This is a genomic window from Luteibacter rhizovicinus (assembly GCF_004342265.1).
In the GTDB taxonomy this organism is placed as follows: Bacteria; Pseudomonadota; Gammaproteobacteria; order Xanthomonadales; family Rhodanobacteraceae; genus Luteibacter; species Luteibacter rhizovicinus_B.
The window spans coordinates 107266-131477 of the sequence record NZ_SMCS01000004.1; the positions used below are offsets into that span (position 1 = coordinate 107266).

Consider the following 24212-nt stretch of genomic DNA (forward strand, 5'->3'; position numbering starts at 1 on the left):
ATGCAAGGAGCGCGAATAGTGCCAGGGATTTCCGCATGCCTGAGCTCCGTGAGAGCGACCGCGGTATGCGGACGCCGTTGCGGAGTATGGAAATCCGGGAGCCGTGCGGTTGTCGGCGCAGGGCGAACGGATCTGTCAGATTCGATCGCCCTATGTGTCAGTCGATGCCCAGCTTCTTCAGCTTGTAACGCAGCGCACGGAACGTGATGCCGAGTTTCCGCGCGGTAGCGGTCTTGTTGTAGCGGGCCTCTTCGAGCGCTTTCACGATCGTGTCGCGTTCGATGTTGGAAATGTAATCTTCCAGCGGTACATCGCTGTGTGCCGTTCCGCGCAATGCGGACGTCGCGGGGACAGCCGCGCCGCCCGTGCCGTCGGCGGTATGGGTGCGCTGGGGAAGCATCAGATCGCCCGCTTCGATCGTGTCGCCTTCGGCCATGGCCATGGCGCGCTCGAGGATGTTTTCCAGTTCGCGGACGTTGCCCGGGAAATGATAGGACTCCAGGGCCGCGAGTGCGTCGGGCTTCAGGCGACCGCTGGGCATGCCCGATTCGGTGGCCAACTGCTGCAGGATGAAATCGGCCAGCGCGGGCACGTCGCCGCGACGTTCGCGTAGCGGTGGAACGCGCAGCTCGATGACGTTGATGCGGTAGAAAAGATCCTGGCGGAACAGACCTTGCTCGACGAGCGCGGCCAGATCCTTGTGCGTGGCGGACAGAATGCGCACGTCGACGGGAATTTCGTCGCGGCCGCCGATGGGGCGTACCGCTTTTTCCTGGATGGCGCGCAGCAGTTTGACCTGCATGTGCAGCGGCAGCTCCGCGACTTCGTCGAGGAACAGCGTGCCGCCCTGTGCCGCCTGGAACAGGCCTTCCTTGTCCGCGTGGGCGCCGGTGAAGCTGCCTTTGCGATGACCGAAGAACTCGCTTTCCATCAGCTCCGACGGAATGGCGCCGCAGTTCACGGGCACGAAGGCGCCGGGAGCGCGCGGGCCCATTTCATGGATCAGGCGGGCGACCAGTTCCTTGCCCACGCCCGATTCGCCGCCGATATAGACCGGCGCCTGGTTGCGCGAGAGCTTGGAGATGGTGGAGCGCACCTGCTGCATCGCGGCCGAAGTGCCGATGAGGCGATCGGAGGACTGGGCACCCTTCGCGCCGCCGGCTTCGGCTTTGCGTTCTTCGGAGAGCTTCAGCGCGGTACGCACCAGCCGTCGCAGCAACTGGATGTCGACGGGTTTCGACACGAAGTCGAAAGCGCCGGCTTTCAGTGCGTTCACGGCCGCGTCCACGTTGCCGTAGGCCGTGATCATGGCCACCGGCGTTTCCGGATAGGTCTCGCTGATCAGTTCGATCAGCTCCTGACCGCTGCCGTCGGGAAGGCGCATGTCGGTGAAGCAGAGGTCGTAACGACGACCGGCCAGTGCGCTCCGCGCTTCGCTGACGCTGCCTACCGCGTCGACGTCGAGTTCCATTCGACCGAGTGTGATGGTCAGCAACTCGCGGATATCGCGCTCGTCGTCGATGACCAGTACGGTCTGTTTGCTCATGAGTTCCGGTCGATGTCCTTAAGCGTGAAAGGTTAACCCTGCCCGGACGCCTTCGCAAAGCGCGGCGTTCACGCTCTTGCCGCCACGGGGGCGGAGGCAGCGGTTCGTGCGGGGGGAGTGAGGCTGATCCGGAAGCAGCTGCCGCCACCGGCCACGCGTACGTATTCCAGTGCGGCCTGATTGGCCTCGCTCATCTGGCGAGCCAGGTAGAGGCCAAGCCCCGTGCCGTATTCGTGCGTGGTGAAGAAGGGTTCGAATATCTGTGCGGCGACTTTCGGGGGGATGCCGGGACCGCGATCGATGACTTCGAGGATGGGCGTGCCCGTGTCGGAGTTGCGCGCCACGATCATCACCCGTGCCGGCTCGTTCGGCATGCGCCCGTAGCGCAGTGCATTCTGGACGAGATTCCAGGCGACCTGTTGCAGATGCTGGGGATCGGCGACGGCGGCCACCGGCTCGCCCGGCGCCACGGCGCGCAGGATGTCGGCGCCCAGGTCGTTGCCCTGGCGGTATTCGGCCACGAAGTGGTGGACCCACTGGCTGAGGTCGAGCGTTTCCGGCCGGGAGCGCTCGCGGCGCGACAGCTGGAGGATGTTCTCGATGATTTCGTTGAGGCGCGAACAGTGGTTGTTGATGATCTCGACCATGCGCAGGTCGGTGTCGTTCATGTCCGTCGATTCGGCCAGCAACTGCGCCGAATAGTGGATGGCGGCCAGGGGATTGCGGATTTCATGGGCGATCGACGCCGAAAGCCTCCCCAGCGAGCTGAGGGTCAGTTCCTCGGCGCGGCGCGACAGCAGCGAGGTGTCGTCCAGGAAGATCAGGACGTGGGAATCGTCGTTGGGCGCCAGCCGGGAGAAGCGGGGCACGACCTCGGGGACGCCGTCGGCGAGTGCCGTGGCCGTTTCATCCAGTTTGCCCGCTGTGCGCCAGTGATAGAGGCGTCGGGACAGTTCCGGGGCCAGCGTGCCCAGGTCGCGCTGGTCGGCCGAGGGATTGCCCATGAGCATCCACGCCGATTCGTTCAGCTGGTGGATGCGATTGCCCTCGTCCACCAGCAGCACGCCGGTTTTCATGCGCCGGATGATGAGTTCGTTGACCTGCGAGAGGTTGGCCAGGTCGATGCCGCGCTGCTCGGCCAACGCCTCCGATGCGCGGATATTCCGGCCGAGTACGTAACACAATGATGCGGAAGCGAAATAGGCCACGCCGAACAGTGCGTATTCCAGCATTTCGCGGTCGCCGCTGCCCGGCTGCTCGTCGAAGAAGGTATGCCCCAGCATGGCCAGCGAGGCCACGGCGGCGAAGAACATGGATAGCCGCAACGGCAGCAGCAGCGAGCCGGTGGCGATATTCACCACCAGCATCATCGCCACGCCCATCCGCACATCGTGCATCAGGATCAGGGCGACCGCCGCGGCCAGCACGTCGAAGACGAGGCCGGCGGACACGACCAGAACAGGGTGATTCAGCGCCTGCCGGGTGCGGGCCACCATGACCAGCGCGACCAGCAGGTAAGCCAGTGCCATGACCCGGGCCAGCAACGGATCGGGCAGGGTGGGCCACGCCAGGTGGCCCGGCCGGAAAGCCAGGGCGATATAGACAGCGGCCTGGCCCAGGCGGAAATAATTGAAAAAGAAGAGCTCGTGACGCGCCGTGCTCTGATTTCCCCCGCTGTTCCTCGTGGTGAGGTTCGACGCGATAGTTGACACGGTTCGAGCCTCCGCCTGGCGTCCCTCAGTCCCCGGCAGTATAGGCGTGGACGGAAGCCGTCATGACACATTTCGGGTTATCGGGGGCATTTGGGCTTCTCCGGAGCCGCTAAAGGCCTTCGCGGACGGGCAACGGCACCGCGCCCCTTTCCATCTGGGCGCCCTTCCGGGAAAATACCCGGCCGTATTGTGTGAAAACCCGACGACGTCCTGTCGGCTCCACGCACTGCATGAAGGCGCCGCGCCCCCGCGCGCACCATCCCCCATGCCCGTACAAGCCGCGTGCTGGCTTGTACGCATTCGTACGTTTTCTTCCGTTCGCTCGAGGTATCGAATGAATTTCCACGAGTACCAGGCTAAAGAGCTCTTCGCGAAATACGGCATCGCCGTACCGCCGGGCAAAGTCGCCAACTCTCCCGATGCCGCTGTCGACGCCGCCAAGCACCTTGGTGGCACGCAGTGGATGGTCAAGGCCCAGATCCATGCCGGCGGTCGCGGCAAGGCCGGTGGCGTCAAGTTCTGCCGCAGCCTGGACGACGTCCGCGCCGCTGCCAAGGGCATGCTCGGCACCAACATGGAAACCTACCAGTCGGCCGGCCGTGCGCTGCCCGTCAACCTGGTGCTGGTGACCGACGCGACCAACATCGCCCGCGAGCTGTACCTCTCGATCCTCGTCGATCGCGATACCAAGGCCATCTCGTTCATCGCCTCCAAGCACGGCGGCGTGGACATCGAGCAGGTTGCCAAGGAGACGCCGGAAGACATCCACACGTTCTCCGTCGACTTCGTCGAAGGCCTGCAGCCGTACCAGTGCCGCCAGCTCGGTTTCGCGATGGATCTCAACGCGAAGCAGGTCGGCCAGCTGACCAAGATCATGCTTGGCCTGTACAAGCTGTTCAACGAGAAAGACCTCGCGCTGGTCGAGCTGAACCCGCTCGCCGTGCTCGAAGACGGCAACCTTGCCGCCCTCGACGGCAAGGTCGACTCGGACGACAACGCCGAATTCCGTCACGCCGATCTGGCCGCCATGCGCGACCTGACGCAGGAAGACGCAGCCGAAGCCGCCGCGATCCGCCACAACCTCAACTACGTGACGATGGACGGCACGATCGGTTGCATGGTCAATGGTGCCGGTCTCGCGATGGCCACCATGGACGTCATCAAGCTGGCGGGCGGCGAGCCGGCCAACTTCCTCGACGTCGGTGGCGGCGCCACCAAGGAACGCGTCACGGAAGCGTTCAAGCTGATTCTGTCGTCGGACAAGGTGCAGGCCATCCTGGTCAACATCTTCGGCGGCATCGTTCGCTGCGACCTCATCGCCGAAGGCATCATCGCCGCGGTGAAGGAAGTCGGTCTGAAGATCCCCGTCATCGTGCGCCTCCAGGGCACGAACGTAGAGAAAGGCCGCGAACTGCTGGCGAACTCCGGTCTGGCGATCACGCCGGCCGACGATCTCAACGACGCGGCCCAGAAAGCCGTGGCTGCGGCCAAGGGCTGAGGAGAGAACCATGAGCGTCCTCGTTAACAAGAACACCAAGGTTCTCGTCCAGGGCTTCACCGGCCAGCAGGGCACCTTCCACGCCGAGCAGGCCATCGACTACGGCACCAAGGTCGTCGGCGGCGTGACCCCGGGCAAGGGCGGTTCCGAGCACATCGGTCTGCCGGTCTTCAACAGCGTGAAGGAAGCGGTCAACGAGACCGGCGCCGACGCGTCGGTCATCTTCGTGCCGCCTCCGTTCGCGGCCGACTCGATCCTCGAAGCCGTCGAAGCCGGCATCCGGGTCATCGTGACGATCACCGAAGGCATCCCGGTCCTCGACATGCTGCGCGTCAAGAACGTGCTGAAGTCGCATCCGGACACCATCCTGATCGGTCCGAACTGCCCCGGCATCATCACCCCGGGCGAGTGCAAGATCGGCATCATGCCGGGTCACATCCACAAGCCGGGCAAGGTCGGCATCGTGTCGCGTTCGGGCACGCTGACCTATGAAGCGGTCTTCCAGACCACCAACGAAGGCCTCGGCCAGTCGACCTGCATCGGCATCGGCGGCGACCCGATCAACGGTCTGAACTTCATCGACTGCCTGAAGCTGTTCCAGGACGATCCGCAGACCGAAGGCATCATCATGGTCGGCGAAATCGGCGGCAGCGCGGAAGAAGACGCGGCCGAGTTCATCGCCCAGTACGTGAAGAAGCCGGTCGTATCGTTCATCGCCGGCGCTTCGGCTCCGGCCGGTAAGCGCATGGGCCATGCCGGTGCGATCATCTCCGGTGGCAAGGGCACGGCGGCCGCGAAGTTCGCGGCGCTTGAGAAAGCCGGCGTCACCACCGTGAAGTCGCCTGCCGATCTCGGCAAGACGCTCGCGGGTCTGATGAAGTAAGAGCGCGCAAGCGTTCGTAGTACGAAAGGCCGCGGCATTGCCGCGGCCTTTTTGTTTGGCGACACACTTTTTTTGTAGGAGCCCGCTTGCGGGCGAAAGCCAACAGGGCGAGGAAGACGGATGCTCACATCCGCTAGCCCGATCTGTTGGCTGCGGATGTCACGTATGGCATCGCCGCTTCGTCGGCTTTCGCCCGCAAGAGGGCTCCTACAAGAGCGGGTCGCGTCTTAGTCTCGCCGGCCCAAGCATTTCCGCAGAAAGCCCCGCATCCACCAGATGCGCCGGCAATGGCCGGTGCAGCACGAGGTTCGCACACGCCTCGGCCATCGCCGCCGAGGTCTGTATGCCATAGCCGCCCTGCGCAGCAAGCCAGAAAAAACCCTCCACGTCAGTGTCGTAACCGCCGACGAGATCGCCATCGGCCACGAACGAACGCAATCCCGCCCACGTACGCGTCGGACGGCGGATCGTCATCGTCGTGGCTTCCTCGATGCGATGGATGCCGAGCGCGATGTCGTATTCCTCCGGCTGCACGTCGTGCGGCGAGACGGGGTCGGCGTTCGCGGCCGAGCCCAGCAGCAGCCCCGCGTCGGGTTTGAAATAGAAGGTCTCGTCGATATCCACGACGAAAGGCCATGTGCTCGTATCGATGGCCGGCGGCGGCTCGAAAAGAAATGCGGAGCGGCGTCGGGGTTCGAGTCCGATGGGAGCGACGCCGGCCTGCACGGCCACCTCGTCCGCCCAGGCACCGGCGGCGTTCACGAGCACCGGCGCGCGATAGGCCCTCTCCGTGCAGGCGACTTCCCAGCGACCGGCGTTACGCGCGATGCCGCGAATATCGGCATCGAGACGTAATTCGCTTCCCCGTGCGCGTGCGCCACGCAGAAAACCCTGATGCAATTCGTTGACGTCGATATCCGCGGAACTGGGTTCGAACAGCGCGATATGCGCGGCTTCCGGACGCAGCACCGGCACCATCGCCAGAAGGCGACGAGCTTCGATTAATTCGAGGTCGTGCGTGTGCGGCTTCACGGTCTCGTACTCCTCGCGCACGCGATCGGCCTGCGCGACGTTGCCGATAACGACATTGCCGCGACGGAGCAGCAGCGGATGTCCTGCGAAGCCGGCGGGCGGACGGTCGAGAAACGGACGCGTGGCGCGGGTCAGCGCACGCACCTGCGGCGATCCGTAGGACTCGCTGAAGTGCGCGGCCGAACGGCCCGTCGTATGCATGCCCGCGAAGGCTTCGCGTTCCAGGATAAGCACGCGCGCGTGCGGTGCGAGGAACCAGGCGATCGACGCACCGGCGATGCCGGCGCCGATCACGATGATGTCGAAGTCCGTGGTGTCGTTCATGCGTCGTCGTCTTTACGCGATTGAGCGGCGACGACGCTCGTCGCCGCCAGGTCCGCGGTGACGTTGCCCAGCGTCGCCAGCGCATCGGGAAGCGTGTCCACCGCCAGCATCAGGCCCAGCGGTCCTACCGGCAAGCCCATCGCCTGTGCGACGGGAAGATTAGTGGCGATAAAGGTCACCTGTCCCGGCAGCCCGATCGAGCCAAGGCTGATCACCACCGCGAGGGCCGCACCGGCGGCCAGTTGCGCCACGCCAAGATCGATCCCGTAAGCCCATGCGATAAAACTCGCCGAGACGACGTACTGCACGGGGCTGGTCAACCGGAACAGCGAGACCGCCATGGGCAGCACGAGCGCGGTGACGGCCGGCGGGTAGCCCAGTCGTCGATCCGCGCTTTCCAACATGGCGGGCATCGACGCCAGCGACGACTGCGTGCTGGCCGCGACGATCTGCGCCGGGACGATGGCGACGGCGAAACGGCTCATCGATTCGCGGCCCCACACGCGAACGACGGGCAACATCAGTGCGGTGACGACGATATAAATCGCGCATTCCACCAGCACGTACACGCCGAGCGCTCCAAGCATATGCAGGCCGGCGCGTGCGCAGACGGCCAGAATCAGCGCGAAGACGCCGAACGGCGCGACCGCCAGTACCCAGCCCACGATGACGATCATCGCGTCCGCGACGGCCTGGAAAAAGCCGACGACCAGCGTACGGCGCGTCGTGTCGATGCGGGTCAGCGCGAAACCGAAGAACATCGCGAACACCACCAGTGGCAGCATGGCGTTCTGCGCCGCCGCCATGATCGCGTTGGTGGGCACGATGCCGCCGAGCCAGTCCGCCCAACCGACAGGCGCCGCGGCAACGGGTGCATGCGTCGCGACCGCATGGTTCAGTGCGTCGGTCAGTGCCGCGCTGCGCGGAAACAACGCGAACAACATGGGCGCGGCAAGCGCGGCGACCGCGGCACCCAGGGCAAGGATCACGATAAAGACGATCAGCGCGCGCCGGGCGATACGTCCCGAGGCAGCGGCATCCGTTGCGGCATTCGCGCCGACGACAACCAGCGCCAGTACCAGCGGCACGACGGTCATCTGCAACGCGCTCAGCCACAGTTTGCCAAGCGGCTGCACGGCATCCGCCACGTGCACGGCGGTATCCGGCGCGTACGAGGCGAGCGCGATGCCGAGGATGGCGCCGGCGGCCAGACCGATGAGTACCCGTCGCGTCGGCGTCACGGTGCCGGCAGCCGCCAGGTGTTGCGCAGCCGGGCGTATTCGTTCTTCGGCAGAAGTACGAAGACCGGTTGTTTCTTCGGGTCGAGCCAGGCAAGCAGACGTTCCATCGTGGTATCCGTCATGGCCGTACAGCCCGCGGTCGGCGAGGTGGGCGACTTCCACAGGTGCGCGAAAATGCAGCTGCCCTTGCCCTTGCGTGCATCCGGGTTGTGTTCGATCACGAAGCCGATCCGGTAGGCATGGTCGCCGTTGAAATGCAGGTCGCGCCGCATCGGTTCCGTGGAGCCTTCGACGGCTTTCTCTCCGACCTTTCGCGTGTCGACGAGCTGGTTGTAATAAGGCGAGTCGCTGACGTCGACGCAGTAATCGGATGCCGTGAGCCCGCGATACGGCATGCCGGTTCCGCTCGTTTCCGCGTAACCGAATGCGGGGCCGATGCGAAATACGCCGGCCGGGCTACGGTTGTCGCCTTCGACTTTTACGGGTCCGTTGGACGGGGCCGGGTTGAGACCGATGCCCCACGCCGCACCGTTGCTTCCGATCGTCACGTCCGATGTTGCGCCATCCGGCCGCCATGCATCGCCATCGCGCGTATACGTACGCAACGTCCCGTGATCGGTATTCCAGTCGTCGACGATCACCAGCACCATCTGCCGGGAACTTGTCCATGCGACAGGTGCATCGGTTGCACGGGCATACGGCATCGCACTGACAAACAACATCAGGGCAGCGGTGACAGCGCGCGGATAACGTCGAAGTTCTGGCATGGGCGTTGGCGTCCGGTCGGGTCAGGAATCGAGCGTTTGCTGGATGCGGTCGAGGTTGGCAACCAGCTGCGCATGACGCGTGTCGTCGCTTTCGCAAAGGCTGACGAATACGGTATCGAGCAGGTGCTGCAACGAGGACTGGTACACCAGCGACTGGATGTACGGCAGGTCGTCGTGTGCGGAAACGACCAGGGCGATATCCGCCAGAGCGCGCAGTGGATTGGAGGTGTGCCGCGTGACCGTAATCACCTGGCCGCGGCGTTCATGGAAAAAGCGTGCGATCTTGCATAGTCCCGGATGCTTGCCATGCTCGGAGAACGCCAGCAGTACATCGCCCGGCTGCGCGGTGGATATATTGGCGGCCATGCGCGCGGCATCGAACTGGTAAATGGCGAGAATGCCGAGCAGCGACAGCTTTAGCGCGAATCCCCGCGCGTAAATATCGTCCTCGCCCAGGCCGATGATGAACACCTTGCCCGACCGGCCGGCTGCGTCGATGGCCTGCACCGTACGCTCGACGGTTTCGCGCGAGTTGATCAGTCGTGTGGCTTCCTCCGCTTCGTTCTTGCGTCGCCACAGAACGGTGCCGGGCGGATCGTCCGACGCGTCGGCGGCCGTCGCCACGTTATCCGCGTCGCCATTGTCGCGTGCGATGGCCTCGCCTACCGAATACTTGAGGTCGGGATAACCGCGGAAGCCCAGCTTCTGGGTGAATTTCACGACGCTGGACTGGCTGATGCCGAGCGCGTTCGCCAGTTGCTGCGAGGAATAGTCGCGCAGCAACAGCGCGTTCTCGAGGATGAAGTCGGCGATACGCCGCTCTACCGCCGACATGCTGTCGCGTTCGGAACGAATCTTGACCAGTGGCGACATGGGGGCAACCTCAGCCGCAGGGTTCGAGGCCGCGAATTTCGCGGATGCCCAGGCCGGGCGCGTCGGTCACCGATATCTCGGACTCGTTGAAGATCACGCCGCCATCGACGGGGTTGTACAGGCACAGCGAGGGTCCGTCGAGATCCACCTTCGTAATGATATTGGCATGGGCTACGGCAACATGGACGGCGGCGGCGACGCTGATGCTCGTTTCCAGCATGCATCCGATCATGCATTCCACGCCGTACATGCCGGCGATATCGGCAATGCGGACGGCGTTGGATATACCGCCGGTTTTCATGAGTTTGATGTTGATGATATCGGCCGCGCGCATTCGGATCAGGTCGATGACTTCCATCGGGCCGAACACGCTTTCGTCGGCCATGATCGGCGTGTGCACGCGTTCGGTCACGTAGCGCATGCCTTCGAGATCGCGCGCCTTCACGGGCTGTTCGACCAGTTCCAGGCGGACGCCTGCATTCTCCAGCGTGTTGAGTGCGTAGACCGCTTCCTTGGCTGTCCAGCCCTGGTTGGCGTCCAGGCGCAACAGGGCGCGATCTTCGACGGCGGCATAAATGGCGCGCACGCGCTCGATGTCGACGCCGATGTCCTTGCCGACCTTGATCTTCAGCGATTCGAAACCCCGTTCCACGGCATCGATCGAATCGGCCACCATTTTGTCGATGTAGTCGACGCTGATGGTGATATCGGTGGTGATTACCGGATCGCCGCCACCGAGCAACTTGTAGAGCGGTGCGCCGTAAAGCTGGCCCCACAGGTCGTAGACGGCGATTTCGACCGCCGCTTTCGCGCTGGAGTTCTTTTCCATCGAACCCTGGATCAGCTGGGTCAGCCGGTTGAGGTCCGCGACGTCCTGGCCGATCAGCCGGGGCGCGATGTAATGCCGGATCGCATCCACGATCGAGCCATGGGTGTCGCCGGTAATGACGGCGGTCGCGGGCGCCTCGCCATAGCCGATGTTCCCGTCGTCGGTATGCACCATGACGACGATGTCCTCGACTTTGTCGACGGTCCTGAGCGCCGTCTTGAAGGGCGTCTTCAACGGCACGCGCAGCATGCCGAACTGGATATCGGTGATTTTCATTGATTCCCGCTGATCGAGAGAAAGGGGCGCACGGATGACTTCAGGGACGGATACGGACGATGCTGGTCATGCGGTCGACGAACGTCTGGCGGTCGTTGAACATCATGGGCAACAGCGGGGTGACCGATACCTCGTTGAGTTTGACGTGACGCATCGTGCCGTCGGCCGTGCGATAGCTCATGCCGCCGACGTCGTGGATCACATAGGGCTGGCCATCGATTTTCCCGATGACCATCATCACGTGGCCGGGGATGTAAACCAGGTCGCCGACCTCGAGCGCAAGCGCGGCTTTTTCGCGCGCATCGTGACTGTCCGCATCGGTGAACCGGCGATGGTCGAGCCCCGGACTGATGCTCTGGTCGCTGGTATTGCGCGGCATCTGCACGCCCATGCTGCGGTAGACATCCGACACGAAGCCGCTGCAATCGCGACCGTTGTACGCATGTCCCCAACCATAGCGTTCGCCGAGGAACTTGAATGCCTGACGGATGACGTTGGCGCGGGTCAGCGGGAGGTAGTCGGCAGCCGAATCCTGATTCCGTTGCAGCAGGGCCGGCTGGAAGGACAGCGAGCCATCGGCGCCACGGACGGGCAGGGTAAGCACGCACGAGGTATACGGACTCTGGCCGTTGACGGGCTGATCGGGTGGCAGCGACGTGTCGAGTGGAAAGCGCGTTCCCATATCCAGCTGCACTTCGGAAACGGCCGGCGCTTCGGGCGTGAACACGGTACGCGGCTTCGCGCCGGTGACGACGCGATACGGCGTTCGGTCCGTGTATGCGAACACCTTGTCGGCCGATCCTTCGGCGACATCCTCGCGGACGACCCACGCGGCGTAGCGCGGACTGACGACGAACAGCCAGCGGCCGTCGCGGCTGGTATGGGCGATGACCAGCGGATCGCCCGGGAATAACGTGCTTTCCTGAAAGCGATCGATATCGGTATCGCCGGCGTGACTGAACACGCGCGCATCGGTAGGATAGCCGCGAAGGGCGGTGCGGCGTACCGCCATGCCGTAGCGTGGCGATACTTCGGCGGGAATGGCGGCGAGCGCGACGTTGTCCATTACCGCGTCTATCGCGGACGAGGGTACCGGTTTACCGGCGGCGTCGAACAATGCTCCGGACGGCCGCTTCGACAGCTTCGCGATCCATGCCCCGACCCGATCGTGCGGCAGCGTGGCGGGAAGGTGGCGAATGTCGTGCATCGATGGATCGAGGCGCGCGACCTTCGCATTGAGCGCGGCGATAGCCGCGGTATCGAGCACGACGGCGTCGGGAGCGGTGAGCCTGCCCACCCAGAACTCCGGCGTGAGCTGCGCATCGGCGATGCCCATGACGCCGGACGGAGGAACGGGCAACGCGTCGCGTGCGAGGACCGGAGCACCCACCATTGCCAGTGCGAGTGTCGCGGCGAGCAGGGAACGTCTCAGGGTATGCATACCGTCGTCCTTATCAGGTAGCCAGTCTCGACAGGACGGTCGCTACCACCAGACCGAAGCCCGTACCGATGATATAGCCGAGCAGTGCGAGCAGGATGCCCACGGGTACCAGCGAACGCGAGTACGTGGCGGCCAGCACCGGTGTCGCGGCCACGCCGCCGATGTGCGCCAGCGAGGAAATGCCGCACAGGTAAAGATCGAAATGGAATACGCGTGCCGCCAGCGCGAGCAGCACCGCATGGATGGCGATGACGCTCAGGCCGCACAGTAAATACATGGGCGCGGCGGCGATGCCAGCGAAGCTGCTCTGCGACGCCAGTACCGCGACGACGGAAATCAGCAGCGCGCTGGACACCGCCTGCGCGCCGGGCAGGCGCGACAACGGCGTATGCGCGGCGACCAGTCCCGCGCCCGTGGCGAGCAGGATCGTCCAGGTAGTGCCCGTCACCATGCTGCCGACGGGAAGTTCCGCGCCCAGCCATGCGGACAACGCGGCGACGAGCAGCGCGAGCCCCAGCCACAGCAGCACGCTGTCCCCCGTGGCGGGCGCGCGCGGCGCCGTTTCGGCGACGGCCATATCCGCACTGGATTTGGCGCGGGCCCAGCGATTGAACGCCGGTGCGAGTCGCGCTACCGAAAACAGCACCACCACCCACATCGAATAACCCAGCGCGTCGGTCAGCAGTGTCGTCGCCAATGCGGTGTCGGACATGCCGATCGCCTGCTTCACGGCGATCATGTTCGCCGTGCCGCCCACCCAGCTACCACTGAGGGACGCCAGCGGCATCCATCCGTCGCCCGGCAACCAGCGGCGAAACATCAGGAAAGTGACGACGAAGGCGATGAACAGGCTGATCGACGTGCACACGAACACGGCGAGCACGCGCGGGCCGAGCGCGAAGATCGCCCGCAGGTCGCAGTTGATCATCAGCAGGAACAGCAGGGCGGGAACCAGCCGGGCGACGAGCATCGACTGCGCCGCGTGGATCTCCTCGCTGGCGCCCCAGAGGCCGGCAACCGACAGCGCCGTGACCATCAGATAGGTCAGGACGATGGGGGGAAGAACCTCGAATACCTTCCAGCCGAAGCGGCGTTCGATGGCTGGCCAGAAACCGGCGGCAAGCAGCATTACGGCGAGATAAGGCCAAACCGACTGGATCATGGGGTCCCTTTGGGTGCCGCCGGGGCGGAGTCAGGAATATCTATTCCGATTGTCTACGCCTGAAGCATAAATTATTGACCGCGCTTTGCAAGCATGTTACACAGCCTCGAAGCGATGCAGCGACAGCAGCTTCTTTCGAGAAGGGGACCTGGGGCGGTGAAACCGGCAATGGCACGTCAAAACGCGATCGGGCGTACCGCCTGTGTCGCCATCCTGTTGCTCGCGGCGTCCTTCGGCGCGATCGCGGCGGAGGCCGGCGATCCGGTGCGGCAGGTCGTCGGGCTGATCGACGCGGGCCACTTTCGAGAGGCTGAAGCCGATATCGCCAAGGCCCTTTCGGCCCCCGGCGTCTCCGCACAGAAGAACGACGAGCTGCTGTTCCAGCGCGAGCGCATGCGCCGGATACTCATCGACTTCACGCTCGACGCGGATGCGGTGAAGACGCGTCTGCGCAAGCAGATTCCCGATCTTACCGACGCCGAATTCGCACGATGGGATGCAGCGGGACTGCTGGAAAAGCAGGTCATCGACGGACGTACCCTTTACTTCAAGCGATCGCCCGGCAACCTGTTTCGCGTAAGTCCCGAAGCGCTGGCTCGCCGCAAAGTACAGACGCCGTTCGACGACGGCCCGAACGAACTCCTCAACGATCACCATCGCGCCGTACGCGACGCCGCGCTGGCCAGCGGGAAAAACAGCGTGTTGCCGCGACGTGTCCGCGTGACGCAGACCGTAACCGTAAACGCCGATGCGGTGCCCGCCGGAGAGACGATACGCGCCTGGATTCCGTATCCGCGCGCCATCGCCGGTCAGCAGGAAGACGTCCGCCTGATCCGCAGCGAACCCGTGAAAGCGGATATCGCACCGGAAGCGACGTTGCAGCGCACGGCCTATCTGGAGCAGCCGGCACGGTCGGGCAAGCCGACGACCTTCGCCGTGACCTACGAGGTCACGCTGTACGCACGCTATCAGGCCATCGACGCGAAGAAAGTCGTGCGTGCGCCGATGACTCCCGAGCTGGCGCCTTACGTCGCCGAGCGCGCGCCGCATATCGTTTTCACCGATGCGATGCGCAAGTTCTCGCGAGATGCCGTCGGTAACGAAACCAATCCGTATCTTGTCGCGCAGAAGCTGTTCGCCGCGGTGGACCGTATTCCCTGGGCGGGCGCTCGCGAGTACTCGACCCTTTCGAATATCGGCGACTACACCTTGCATGCCGGCCATGGCGATTGCGGCGAACAGACGCTGCTGCTGATGACGCTGCTGCGCATGAATGGCATCCCCGCGCGCTGGCAGTCCGGCTGGATATTCTCCGATGGCAAGTACAACAACATCCACGACTGGGGTCAGGTGTATCTGGCGCCGTATGGCTGGGTGCCCATGGATGTGACCTTCGGTCGCCTGCATCCGGGGCCGCATGCGAAGCCCGGCGATGCCGCGCTGGAATGGTTTTACCTCGGCGGCCTCGATGCGTATCGCATCGCTTTCAACGACGACTATTCGCAGCCGCTGGTACCGGCGAAGCGCTTCTTCCGGTCCGAGACCGTGGATTCGCAGCGTGGCGAAGTCGAGTGGAAGGGCGGCAACCTGTATTTCGACCAGTGGGATTACGACTTTCAGTGGCAGACGGTGGCGCCAGCGCAGGGGAGCGGCGGCGGCTAACTCAAGTCACTTTTTGCGGTATCGATAACATCATCTTATGGGAGTGGGGAGATGGGGGAGATCAACACGAGCCGGCGCATGCTGCGTCGGGGGGCTTTGTGTGTGGCAATCGGGCTTTGCTTCGCGGCGTGGCAACCAGCGCATGCGGCGAATACCGACGGTTCCGTGGTCGGCCGTACCAAGGCGGGCGCCACGGTAACGGTGCGCGATCCGGGCACCGGGCTCACCCGGTCGGTCACGGCGGACGATAGCGGCAATTACCGTTTTCCGTTCCTGCCTATCGGTCGCTACACGCTGGAAAGCAGCAAGGACGGCAAGCCGGTCGGCGATCCGGTGAACGTCAACGTCAGTCTCGGCAACGCCACCACGGTGAATATCGGCGAGAAGAGCGGTACCCCCACCGAGCTGGAAGGCGTGAGCGTCACCGCGTCCAGCGTCGTGACCGCGGTGGACGTTACCTCGACGGAAACGGCGACGAATATCAGCCGCGACCAGCTCGCGCGACTGCCCGTGGACCAGAGCGTCCAGTCGGTGGCGCTGCTGGCGCCAGGCGTCAACAAGGGCAATGCCGGATTCGGCGGTATCTCGTTCGGCGGTTCGTCCGTGGCCGAGAACTCGTTCTACGTGAACGGCCTCAACGTTACCGATTTCTATAACCGCAACGGTTTCTCCGAGGCGCCGTTCGCGTTCTATCAGGAATTCCAGGTAAAGACCGGCGGCTATTCGGTAGAATTCGGTCGCACGACCGGTGGCGTGGTCAATGCCGTCACGCGTTCGGGTACCAATGAGTTCAAGGCCGGTACCGAAATGACGTTCGAGCCGGGTGCCTGGCAGGCACAGCAGAACGATCGTTACTGGGATGGCGAGCGGTACATCACCTCGTCGGACGACCGCTACACGCGCACGAAGATGAACGTGTACGCGTCCGGTCCCATCGTAAAGGACAAACTGTTCTTCTTCGCGATGTACGAGGCGCGCGGTTATACCCCGCGCAACACGGACAACACCGGCACGGTCATGACCCAGAACGATACGGACAGCGGCTTCTGGGGCGCCAAGATCGACTGGCATATCAACGACAAGAACCTGCTGGAGCTGATGGCGTTCTCCGATAAGGACAAGAACATCGGCTCGGTCTACAACTACGATTTCGACACGAAAACCACCAGCGCGAAGAACGACGAAATCTACAGCGACACCGGCGGCAAGAACTGGAATCTCACCTATACCAGTTATCTGACCAACGACTTCTCGATGAAGCTGATGTATGGACGCAACGAGCGGGAGGCATTCACCCGGGCCCAGAGCGATCTGGAGTGCAATCCCGTCGCCAGGACATCGGCCGTGCCGGCGCCCGGCGTTCCGCTGGGTTGCAGTACGAGCACGTCGGTGCAAAAGCGCAAAGACGTGCGCAAGCAAGGTCGCGCCGATTTCGAATGGAACCTCGGCGAACACCTTGTGCGTTTCGGTTACGACCACGAAGTCGATTCGTCCGATTACCAGCGCCACTATCCCGGTCCGGGCGCCTTCTACTACAACATCTACGCGACGACGCCCGGCGCGACCATCGAGAACGGCGGTGTCGTGCCGGCGGGTTATACAGCCTACGTGCGAGCACGTCGCTATGAGATCGGCGGCAATTTCGAAACCACCAACTCTGCGTACTACCTCGAGGACAACTGGTCGATCACACCGAACTTCCTGCTCAATGTCGGCCTGCGCAGCGACGCCTTCGACAACAAGGCGGGCAATGGTGCCAGCTATATCAAGATGGACAACATGATCGCGCCGCGCCTCGGGTTCTCATGGGATCTGCACGGCGACGGTACGACCAAGATCTTCGGCAATCTGGGCCGCTATTACCTGCCCGTGGCCAACGTGATCAATATCAAGCAGGCGGGCGGCTTGCTCGACGAGCGCACGTACTACGCCTTCAACGGTTACCAGATACTCGACCGCAACGGTTCGCCTTACGCGATGCCGATCCTCGGGCCGCAGATCGGTCAGGTCGACAACTCGCAGGGCAACGGTACCGTGGGCGATCTGCGTTCCGAAGTGGACCGCGATATGGACTCGGTCTACCAGGACGAGGCGATCCTCGGTTTCCAGCAGGCGATCGACGACAAGTGGTCATGGGGTGTCAGCGGAACCTACCGCAAATTGCATAACGCGATTGACGACATGGAGATCAGCGCGACGCCCCAGTGCGGCGGCAATGGCTACGTCGGTTGGGTGATGGCCAATCCAGGCTCGAAGGTCACCGTTTATGGGGACACCAACTGCGACGGCAAGCCGGACGGCTGGCTGACCGTCGACACGTCGAAGCAGGGCTGGGCGATGTACGACGCGCAGGGTAATTATCTTGGCCAGCGCGGATGGAAGAAGCCGAAGCGCACCTATGCCTCCATGGAGCTTCAGGTGGATCGCGCATGGGACGAGAAGTGGGCGTTCAATGCGTCGTACGTGCTGTCATGGAACCGCGGCAATGCGGAAGGCCCGGTGAATTCGGACACCAACTTCGACGACACCGGCCGCACGGAAAACTTCGACGATCCGTGGGTCAACCTCAGCAGCGGTTATCTGCCGAACGATCATCGCCACCAGTTCAAGTTCCGTGGCACGTACGCAATCAACAAGCACTGGCAGGTGGGCGCCGATCTGGTCCTGCTCTCGGGCAGCCCGATCACCGGCTATGGCGTGGGCAATCCATACGACGCGACCGTGTACCACAGCTATTTCATCTGCGTGCAGAACTGTGCGGACCCGGTGTCGGAAAACCGGGTTTACCAGTCCTCGCCGCGTGGCAAGGAGCGGACGCCGTGGACGTATAACCTCGGCGCGAGCGTGACCTATCTGCTTCCCGTCAGCGATAAGAACAATCTGCGCGTGAAGCTTGCCGTCTATAACCTGCTTAACCAGCAGCGCACCCTTGGCGTGGACCAGGACCTCCAGACCTCGGTCGGCGGCACCAGTTCGACCTATCTCCAGCCGCAGCGGTTCCAGTCTCCCCGCTTCGGCCAGTTGACGGTTTCGCTGGATTTCTGATGTTCTCTCCCCTGGCGCCCCGATGGATGGGGCGCCTTCTTTTTCCGGGAATGCCCATCATGATCGCCAGCTCCGATAGTCATGCCGTCGAAACCGTATTCGACGGCGTCGATCCGCACGCGCTCGCGCAGGCGGTCGGCACCCCCTGTTACGTGTACTCGGCCGCGACGATCCGCCATCGCATCGCCAGTCTTGCGACGGCACTTCGCAGCCGGCCGGCTACGCTTTGTTATGCCGTGAAGGCCAATCCCAGTTTCGCGGTCCTCCAGCTGATGGCTGCCGAAGGTGTCGGCGCGGATATCGTTTCCGAGGGCGAAATGTGGCGCGCGTTACGCGCGGGCATTCCCGCCGGGCGTATCGTCTTTTCCGGTGTCGGGAAGCAGGACAGGGAAATTCTCGCCGCGCTGGACGCCGGCATCTCGCGTTTCAACGTCGAATCGGCGGACGAGCTGGCATCGCTGCAACGGCTCGCCAGCGAACGCGGCCGCGTGGCTCACGCCGCCGTCCGTGTGAATCCCGATGTCGACGCCTTGACGCACGCGAAGATCAGCACCGGCAAGTCGGAGAACAAGTTCGGCGTCAGTATCGACGAGGCGCGCCGCTGGTTTGCCGGAAGCGGTTCGCTTTCCCATGTGCGGCTCGATGGCCTGCACGTACATATCGGCTCGCAGATCGTCGATGTCGCACCGTTTCGTCTTGCCATCGGCAGGGTGGGCGACCTGTGGCGCGAACTGGTCGCGGCGGGTCATGCGATCCGCAGCATCGACGTCGGCGGCGGCCTTGGCGTTCGCTATCGCGCGAGCGACCGCGCGGTCGATATGGCTGGCTATGTTTCGGCGATTCGCGAGGCGCTGACAGGATTCGATGGCGCCCTGCTGCTTGAGCCGGGGCGCTACCTTGTCGCTGAGGCTGGCGTGCTGCTGACGCGCGTGTTGCGTGTGAAGCAGGGCGACGAACGTCAGTTCCTCGTGCTGGATGCGGCCATGAACGATCTGGCCCGGCCCAGCCTGTACGACGCCTGGCACGATATCGTCCCCCTGCACGAGACGCCACGATCGATGCAGGTGTACGACGTGGTCGGCCCCGTTTGCGAGACCGGCGACACGTTCGCGCGTGAACGCGAGATGGAGGCATGCCGCCCGGGCGACCTGGTGGCCATCCTGGGGGCGGGAGCCTATGGTGCGTCCATGGCCAGTACGTACAACTCGCGTCCGCTGGCCGCCGAAGTCATGGTTGAAAACGGGCGCTACGCGGTCGTGCGCAGGCGGCAAACCTTCGATGAAATGATTGCCGGCGAGCAGCCGGCGAACGACTGGCAGATAGCATGAAAACGATCCACGCGGCGGCGCTGTCCCTTCTTCTGGCCAGTCCGCTCGCGCGGGCGGAGCAGGATCCTCCGATCACGATCGATACCCATGTCGATATTCCACTGTCCTATATGCACGACCCGCGCTTCGATGCGGGCAAGGACAGCGTGCTGAAGGTCGATCTGCCGAAGATGAAACGCGGTGGCCTGGACGCTGCGTTCTTCGTGATCTACGTGGAACAGGGGCCGCTGACGCCAGCCGGCTATGCGAAGGCCGTCGCGCAGGCAGCGCGTAAGTACGATGACATCGATCTGATGCTGGCGCGTTACCCGGATCGCATCCGGCTGGCCCGGCGACCGGAAGACGCGGTGGCCAACCGTGCGGCTGGCCGTCTTTCGGCGATGATCGGCATCGAGAACGGGTATTCGCTGGGTCACGATCTGAATCGGCTAGATGCGGCCTATGCTCGCGGCGCGCGCTATATAGGACTCGCCCATGTCGGCAACAACGATCTTTGTGGCAGTTCGCTGCCGAAGGCGGAACTTGGCGACAAGCCGGACAGCAACCTTGGCCTGAGCGACTTCGGTCGCGCGGTGGTCCATCGGGCGAACCAGCTCGGGATCATGGTCGATATCTCGCACGCATCGGATGCCTGCGTACGCGATGTGCTGGCCGCTTCGTCCGTGCCGATCATAGCGTCGCATTCTTCGGCACGGGCGCTTACCGATCATCCGCGTAACCTCCCGGACGATCTGCTCCGTGCGATAGCGGCGAAGGGCGGCGTGATCCAGGCGGTGGCGTATAAGGAATTCCTGAAGAAGGACCCCGCGCGCGAGGCGGCGGAAAAGAAGCTGCAGACGGACGTGGCGAAGGGTGCGGGCGACGCGGAGTACGACAGCGAAAAGCACGATTACCTGCCCGCGTATGCCGAGGGCATGCTTCGCATCCAGCAGACGCATCCTCTGGCGACGCTGGAAGACTTCCTCGACCACATCGAGCACATGGTGAAGGTCGCCGGCGTGGATCACGTCGGCATTGCCTCGGATTTCGACGGCGGTGGCGAGGTGACGGGCTGGATGGATGCATCGGAAACCCGCCATGTCACGGCGGGACTGCGTCGACGTGGCTTCAGCGATGCGGATATCGCGAAGATATGGGGCGGCAACCTGTTGCGGGTATGGGGCGTCGTCACGCAGGCAGCGACACCGTATGACCGTCTGTTCGACGAAGCCATGCGGCGTTACGACTTGCCGGGCCTGGCGGTCGGTGTCATCGAGAACGGCCGGGTCGTTTATACGCGCACCGCAGGCGAGCGCATCGCCGGTTCCGGTCAGGTCATCGATCGCGACACGCTCTTCAAGATCGCATCCAACAGCAAGGCGATGACCACGGCGTTGCTGGCGCGCCTCGTTGCCGCCGGCAAACTGCGCTGGGACGACCCGGTGACGAAGTACCTTCCCGATTTCCGTATGTACGACCCGTGGGTTGCCCGCGAGATCGAAGTGCGCGACCTGCTGATTCATAACAGCGGCCTGCGCGAGGGTGCGGGCGACCTGATGCTGTGGCCGGAGCCGAACACATTCACGCGCAAGGACATCCTTGCCGGACTGGCGTACCTGAAACCCGAACACAGTTTTCGTTCGCGTTACGCGTACGACAACCTGCTTTATGTCGTTGCGGGCGAGGTGGCGGCGAGCGCGGGTGGAGCGCCGTACGAAACACTGTTGCGTCGCGAAGTATTCGCGCCGCTCGGTCTTGCACGCTGCCAGATCGGACAGTGGCGGCGCGACGAGGTAGGCAACGTAGCGCAGCCGCATCTGCGTTTGCACGACCGGAATGTAGTGACGAACGTCGACGGCGATACCGTGCCGGCCATTACGTCGGCCGCCGCCGGCGGCGTGCGTTGCAGTCTGGACGATATGTTGCGCTGGGCGAACAACTGGCTGGCGCCGACCGCGGCGCAGCAGACGTGGCTTACGGCAGCCCAGCGCGAACCGCTCTGGTCCGCACAGATGCCGATGCCGGAGGGCGAGCGTCGCCGCGCATGGAACGACACGCATCTGTACGCCTATGGCTATGGCTGGCGACTGGCCGATGTCGACGGCATGTGGAGCGTTTCGCACACCGGCACGCTTTCGGGTATGTATTCGACGGTCAGTCTGCTGCCGAAGCAGCAGTCCGGGTTCGTGATCCTGATGAACGGAGGGGGCGAGGACGCACGCGACGCACTCGCCGAAGCGCTGCTCAAGCGCTTCACCGCGCCGGGCGAGGATCGCGATGTGGCGTACTACGCCGACCGTATCTCGGCGGAGTCGAAAGCAGGCAAGGCCTCGCACGCACCGGATACGGCAGGCCGCAAAGCCGTCACCGCCGCGGAAGGAAAGACATTTCTGGGGGTGTGGCGCGACCCGTGGTTCGGTGAAGTATCGATTTGCCCGGCCAACGACGGGGTCGCATTCGTATCCGCCCGGTCCCCCGTGATGACCGGTATGTTGAAGCGGGTCGGCAAGCGATATCTCGTACAGTGGAACCGCGAACAGGTCGATGCCGAGCCGTGGCTCGACCTGACCGACCCCTCAACGCTCCACCTGGCCAAGGTCGATCCCGATGCCGACTTCAGCAACGATTTCGAAGATCTCGCGTTCGCCCGTGTCCGCGATTGCCCGTAGCGCATGCGTGTGGCTGCTGCTCTCGACAGGTGGCGCGTACGCGGCGGAGCCACCGCCCACGATATCGCCGGCAAGCACGCCGGCCGAGGCGGGGATGGTCGATATTCGCGACCTGGTTCCGGATATCGAAGAGAGCATTCACTACGCGGGTAGCGACAACTTTACCGGCGCTCCGGTGGACGGTTACGCCGCACCGCGCTGCTATCTGCGTACCTCCGCCGCGCAGGCGCTGCAACGCGTCGAGACGGCGCTTCGCAAGGATGGCATGCGGCTGATGGTGTGGGATTGCTATCGTCCCGCGCGCGCCGTGCAGGCCTTCGTGCGCTGGGCACACGACCTCGCCGACGTGCGAACCAAGGCTCTGCATTATCCGAACCTCGATAAGAGCGCGCTGCTGGGCGATTACATCGCGCCCATCTCCGGGCACAGCAAGGGCGCGACGGTCGATCTCACGTTGATGCGCTGCGTGCCGGGCGGCAAGGGATGCCTGCCGCTGGACATGGGTACGGATTTCGATTTCTTCGATCCTCTCGCCAATACCGATTCGCCGACGGCGACGCCCGGACAGCGGGCTAACCGGCAACGGCTGGTCAAGGCCATGGCGGCAGCGGGCTTCGTGAATTATCCGCAGGAGTGGTGGCATTACACGTTGCCATCCGCGGCGGAGCCTGGCGTTATCTACGACGTACCGGTGGAGTAATCATGCGCAAAGCATTGGGCTGGTTGGCGGTCGCTGTTGTGGTGTTGTCCGGTTGTGCCGGCAGCGCGGCGAAACGGAACCGGGATGTCGACGGACTGATGCAGCGCTATACCGGTAACGTACCCGGTGCATCGTTGCTGGTGCTGAAGGACGGTGCTCCGGTTGTCCGTCGCGGCTATGGCATGGCCGACCTGGAGCAGGGTGTCGCCGCCACGTCCGCCACGAATTACCGGCTTGCATCGGTCACCAAACAGTTCACGGCGGCCTCGATTCTCCTGCTGGTGCAGGACGGTCGTGTCGGCCTCGACGATCCCGTGCGCCGCTGGCTGCCGTCCCTGCCTTCTGCCGCCGACGGCATTACCATCCGTCATCTGCTGACGCATACAGGCGGCCTGATCGATTACGAAGACATCATGGCGCCGGACACGAAAGTGCAGCTTCGCGACGTCGACGTGCTGCATCTGCTGGAGAGCACGAATCGTACGTACTTCCAGCCCGGTAGCCAGTACCGCTACAGCAACGGCGGTTACGCCATGCTCGCGCTCATCGTCGAGAAAGCATCCGGCATGAGTTTCCAGGCTTTCCTGCACGAGCGCATTTTCCAGCCCCTGGGCATGGCGCACACGCTTGCCTATGTTCAGGGCGGGCCATCCGTCGACCATCGTGCATTCGGGTATTCGGAGGAGGGCGGTGGCTGGACGCGCACCGACCAGAGCATGACCAGCGCGGTCCTCGGCGACGGGGGTATCTATTCTTCGGTGGACGATCTGGCTCGCTGGGATGCCGCGCTATACGACGACCGGCTGCTGATCGACGAGTCTCGCCGCCTTGCTTTCCGCCCGTGGACGCATACGGACGATCCCACCATCGAATACGGTTTCGGCTGGCGCATTACCGGCGAGACACTGTGGCATTCGGGCGAAAGTATCGGCTTCAGGAATGTCATCGTGAGATATCCCGGCCACCATCTCACCGTGATCCTGCTGACCAACCGGAACGATCCCGAGCCGTATCGCACGGCGCTGGCGGTGGCTGCATTGTTTCGCTAAACCCGCCCCGCTCTCTGTAGGAGCCCGCTTGCGGGCGAAAGCCAACGGAGCGGAGATGCTGTGCGTGGCATCCGCAGCCCGTAGATCGGGCTCGCGGAGGTGAACATTCGTCTTCCTCGCCCTGTTGGCTTTCGCCCGCAAGCGGGCTACTACAATGTGCATGCGTCACAATATGGCCGTCTAAACGTCGATACGG

17 protein-coding genes are annotated in these 24212 nt (G+C 63.7%); 8 read left to right on the forward strand and 9 right to left on the reverse strand.

Annotation, left to right across the window (positions count from 1 at the left end):
- Positions 1-157: 157 nt before the first annotated feature.
- A complete protein-coding gene (locus EC912_RS11315) occupies positions 158-1546 on the reverse strand; it encodes a sigma-54-dependent transcriptional regulator (protein WP_132144051.1) in 1389 nt (462 codons plus the stop codon).
- Positions 1547-1614: 68 nt separating this feature from the next.
- Positions 1615-3249 carry an ATP-binding protein gene (locus tag EC912_RS11320; RefSeq protein ID WP_132144657.1) on the reverse strand — a complete coding sequence of 545 codons (1635 nt, stop codon included), beginning with the start codon at positions 3247-3249 and terminating at the stop codon, positions 1615-1617.
- A gap of 274 nt (positions 3250-3523) precedes the next feature.
- Between EC912_RS11320 and sucC the strand changes: the two genes are divergently transcribed.
- The gene (gene sucC / locus EC912_RS11325; protein WP_279389028.1) at positions 3524-4756 is read left to right on the forward strand and encodes an ADP-forming succinate--CoA ligase subunit beta; all 1233 of its coding nucleotides are present in this window, start codon (positions 3524-3526) and stop codon (positions 4754-4756) included.
- 10 nt (positions 4757-4766) lie between these two features.
- A complete protein-coding gene (gene sucD, locus EC912_RS11330) occupies positions 4767-5639 on the forward strand; it encodes a succinate--CoA ligase subunit alpha (protein ID WP_132144055.1) in 873 nt (290 codons plus the stop codon).
- A 207-nt stretch (positions 5640-5846) separates the two neighbouring features.
- Here sucD and EC912_RS11335 read toward each other — a convergent pair whose 3' ends face one another.
- Genes EC912_RS11335 through EC912_RS11365 form a run of 7 tightly spaced genes read right to left on the reverse strand, consistent with a single transcriptional unit; the run spans position 5847 to position 13584 of the window.
- Positions 5847-6995 (reverse strand): NAD(P)/FAD-dependent oxidoreductase, encoded by a 1149-nt coding sequence (locus EC912_RS11335; RefSeq protein WP_132144057.1) that lies wholly within the window; start codon positions 6993-6995, stop codon positions 5847-5849.
- The gene (locus EC912_RS11340; protein WP_132144059.1) at positions 6992-8236 is read right to left on the reverse strand and encodes a dicarboxylate/amino acid:cation symporter; all 1245 of its coding nucleotides are present in this window, start codon (positions 8234-8236) and stop codon (positions 6992-6994) included. Before EC912_RS11340 ends, EC912_RS11335 begins: the two co-directional genes overlap by 4 nt.
- On the reverse strand, positions 8233-9003 hold the full coding sequence (locus tag EC912_RS11345) for a L,D-transpeptidase family protein (protein ID WP_132144061.1): 771 nt from the start codon (positions 9001-9003) through the stop codon (positions 8233-8235). The genes EC912_RS11340 and EC912_RS11345 overlap by 4 nt, the downstream gene beginning before the upstream one ends.
- Before the next feature lie 21 nt (positions 9004-9024).
- Positions 9025-9876 (reverse strand): MurR/RpiR family transcriptional regulator, encoded by an 852-nt coding sequence (locus tag EC912_RS11350; RefSeq protein WP_132144063.1) that lies wholly within the window; start codon positions 9874-9876, stop codon positions 9025-9027.
- Between the two features lie 10 nt (positions 9877-9886).
- A complete protein-coding gene (locus tag EC912_RS11355; RefSeq protein WP_132144065.1) occupies positions 9887-10981 on the reverse strand; it encodes a dipeptide epimerase in 1095 nt (364 codons plus the stop codon).
- A gap of 40 nt (positions 10982-11021) precedes the next feature.
- Positions 11022-12413 carry an SH3 domain-containing protein gene (locus EC912_RS11360; RefSeq protein WP_132144659.1) on the reverse strand — a complete coding sequence of 464 codons (1392 nt, stop codon included), beginning with the start codon at positions 12411-12413 and terminating at the stop codon, positions 11022-11024.
- Positions 12414-12435: 22 nt separating this feature from the next.
- Positions 12436-13584: a DUF819 domain-containing protein gene (locus EC912_RS11365; RefSeq protein WP_132144067.1), complete on the reverse strand. Its 1149-nt coding sequence runs from the start codon at positions 13582-13584 to the stop codon at positions 12436-12438.
- 168 nt (positions 13585-13752) lie between these two features.
- Between EC912_RS11365 and EC912_RS11370 the strand changes: the two genes are divergently transcribed.
- Genes EC912_RS11370 through EC912_RS11400 form a run of 6 tightly spaced genes read left to right on the forward strand, consistent with a single transcriptional unit; the run spans position 13753 to position 24016 of the window.
- The gene (locus tag EC912_RS11370; protein WP_132144069.1) at positions 13753-15246 is read left to right on the forward strand and encodes a transglutaminase-like domain-containing protein; all 1494 of its coding nucleotides are present in this window, start codon (positions 13753-13755) and stop codon (positions 15244-15246) included.
- Between the two features lie 51 nt (positions 15247-15297).
- Positions 15298-18291, forward strand: a complete 2994-nt coding sequence (locus EC912_RS11375) for a TonB-dependent receptor (RefSeq protein ID WP_132144071.1) — start codon at positions 15298-15300, stop codon at positions 18289-18291.
- Positions 18292-18350: 59 nt separating this feature from the next.
- Positions 18351-19619: a diaminopimelate decarboxylase gene (gene lysA, locus EC912_RS11380; RefSeq protein ID WP_132144073.1), complete on the forward strand. Its 1269-nt coding sequence runs from the start codon at positions 18351-18353 to the stop codon at positions 19617-19619.
- Positions 19616-22267 carry a membrane dipeptidase gene (locus EC912_RS19800; protein ID WP_343136954.1) on the forward strand — a complete coding sequence of 884 codons (2652 nt, stop codon included), beginning with the start codon at positions 19616-19618 and terminating at the stop codon, positions 22265-22267. Before lysA ends, EC912_RS19800 begins: the two co-directional genes overlap by 4 nt.
- Entirely contained in the window at positions 22248-22967 is a 720-nt protein-coding gene (locus EC912_RS11395) for a M15 family metallopeptidase (protein WP_428993099.1), read from the forward strand. The genes EC912_RS19800 and EC912_RS11395 overlap by 20 nt, the downstream gene beginning before the upstream one ends.
- A 2-nt stretch (positions 22968-22969) precedes the next feature.
- Positions 22970-24016: a serine hydrolase domain-containing protein gene (locus EC912_RS11400; protein WP_132144077.1), complete on the forward strand. Its 1047-nt coding sequence runs from the start codon at positions 22970-22972 to the stop codon at positions 24014-24016.
- The last annotated feature ends 196 nt before the right edge of the window (positions 24017-24212 follow it).